Raw genomic sequence first — 2418 nt, 5'->3', positions numbered from 1 at the left:
AGTATAAACAACTTCAATAACAAACCGATAATTATGAAAATAGAAACACCACGAAATATTCGTCTCTTTTTTTTATTATTTCTTGAAATAGGAGCGATCACAGGCGGTGGATCTTTGATTATTTCACCCTCCGGAAAATTTTTGCGAATACCTTTGTCGATGATAGAAAAATCTCCCTTCATGTTAATTACTCTTTCAATACTTATTATTTTCATAATGGTGCTCATTATAGGGAAAATAAATTTGTCTCACCGGTTTGACAAAGAGGTAAAGGAACTTTTTTCTCAATCGAAGAGTATTTCCAACGAAACATTCAGTTATAAACAATTATCTAATTTGCCAGAACCGGTACAACGCTATTTCAGGCATGTATTAAAAGAGGGACAACCTTATATAAATTATGCGAGGCTTACACATGATGGACTATTTAAAACCGGCCTGGATAAAAAATGGCAGAGCATAAAAGGAGAACAATATTTCACTACCGAAAATCCCGGCTTTATATGGAAGGGTAAAACTACTATGTTTACTGCCCGTGACATGTATATTGCAGGCAAAGGCAGACTTGTTGTTTCACTTTTTTCCCTATTTAATATTGTAAATGGACAAGGAGAGAAATTTAATCAGGGAGAGTTGCTTCGGTGGCTTGCCGAAAGTGTTTGGTTTCCAACCAACTTATTACCCAGTCAAAAATTACAATGGACAACAATTGACAGTCATACTGCAAAATTAACTTTCAAATACAATGAGCTATCAATATTTTACATAACTACTTTTAATGATACAGGAGAAATAATACAGATCGAAACAAAACGATTTATGGGAAATGGAAATATGGAAACCTGGATTGGTAAATTAACTAATTACAAGGATTTGAACGGAATAAAAGTGCCAACTATTATTGAGGCTCTATGGAAATTAGAAGAAGGCGACTTCAGTTATGCCAGGTTTAATCTGAAAATGATAGAGTATAACAAACCGGAAAAATTCTGATATTCTCTGTGATAGATTTCTATGAAATGCATCTGGATTTCAGAAAAAGTTGCCGGGAAAGCGCAATAAACAGAAAAAGGTGCGATTAATCGCACCTTTCGTGAACCGGATTGGAGAGTTTCCAAACCAGTTAAGGGACATGCAACTGTTTCACACGATTAAACGTGTGATTTAAACGAACTTATTATAATTCCCTGAGAAAAATCAGTTGGAGGAACAGAACTATGTAGAGAAAGTGGTGGAACTATTAAAAGAGTGTGCTCAAAATTATTATTGTATCAGACGATAGTAAGTAATAAAACAAAAATAAGCGGCTTGATTTCGGATTGTACCGGAATCAAGCCGCTTAATAAATCAAAAACGTCTTAGTATATCTATTAGTATATACCTGAATTATTTATCATCTCTGAATAAAGATTACCATTCGATGCATCGCTGAATTCAAATCGTCTTGGAGTTTGATCGGTCAGCAGTGCGATGTTATATATCACTTCCGGCGTGGAAGGAACGGTTGTGTTTTGCAGATGCAATTTGGTGTTATTATCTGTTAACGTCCATACGCCATATGTATACACCGAGGTGGTAGTGTAGGTTATCTGCGTATAAGTACCATCCGCTGCAAATCTATAGTAAAAGCCGAATTTGCTGGAACTGGCGGGTAATGCAGTCACCGGAGAAATTCTGTTCTCTCTGTAAGCCAGCGTGCATGGAACAGTAAGATAATTCTCGTAATAGTTTTTATACTTCCAGCCTCCGGCAGTTAACATAGCTGCTGTTGTGCTGGTACTATTATTGCCGGGCACATTAGTAGAAGAATAAAAAACAGAATAGCTGTTGGAGACTTCGTCGTACACCGTCAGATTATAAGAATCTACAACCTGCAGATCAAAAGTATGCTTAAGATTAGCAATGGAAGTAGAGATCATGCTTACCACATGAAGTCCGCTGGTTGTTGTCAAACTCCATGTGCCCTGATCTACCACCGTTGTGCCGGCAGCATTTTTTACAGTATAGGTGCCTGTCTGGCTTGAAGTACCCGACTGTGTGAAGTTGAGCCGGGATTGTAAATTTGCAACCGTACTATTACTGGAACGGTTATACTTAAATACGACAGATGGTGTTCCGCTACTGTAATTGTTAAACTGCTCAAATAACACCCAGGTCTTGGCGGCTAAGAAAGTAGCGGCAGTTGCACCGCTTACGGGTACACCATCTCCTTCTGCAGGGTTTACTACAATGGCTAATGATCTGTCAAATTTTAAAAGTGTAGTTTCTTGCTTTGAGCAGGATGCTAATAGTACTAAGAGAATAGATGCTACTAAATTGGTTAACTTCATTGGTTAATGTGAGTTAAAAATGATTAAACGGCATGTCAGAATAAAAATATCAATATTTATTGAATAAAATAATAGAATTACCCATTTA

2 protein-coding genes are annotated in these 2418 nt (G+C 36.9%); one reads left to right on the top strand and one right to left on the bottom strand.

All coding sequences use genetic code 11. The annotated features are described in order from the left end of the window. A partial coding sequence (locus tag BW716_RS34805; RefSeq protein ID WP_220388910.1) for a DUF6544 family protein occupies nucleotides 1-993 on the top strand: 993 nt, incomplete at its 5' end. Nucleotides 994-1370: 377 nt separating this feature from the next. Here the strand turns inward: BW716_RS34805 and BW716_RS34800 are convergent. Then, on the bottom strand, nucleotides 1371-2330 hold the full coding sequence (locus tag BW716_RS34800; protein ID WP_083730641.1) for a hypothetical protein: 960 nt from the start codon (nucleotides 2328-2330) through the stop codon (nucleotides 1371-1373). Nucleotides 2331-2418: the final 88 nt, after the last annotated feature.

Source organism: [Flexibacter] sp. ATCC 35208 (assembly GCF_001975825.1).
Taxonomy (GTDB): Bacteria; Bacteroidota; Bacteroidia; order Chitinophagales; family Chitinophagaceae; genus Chitinophaga.
This window is presented reverse-complemented; position numbering and strand designations above follow the sequence as displayed.

Bases quoted from the DNA above. Each gene is read 5' to 3' on its own strand.
- BW716_RS34800 (WP_083730641.1), bottom strand. From the start codon at position 2,330: ATGAAGTTAACCAATTTAGTAGCATCTATTCTCTTAGTACTATTAGCA.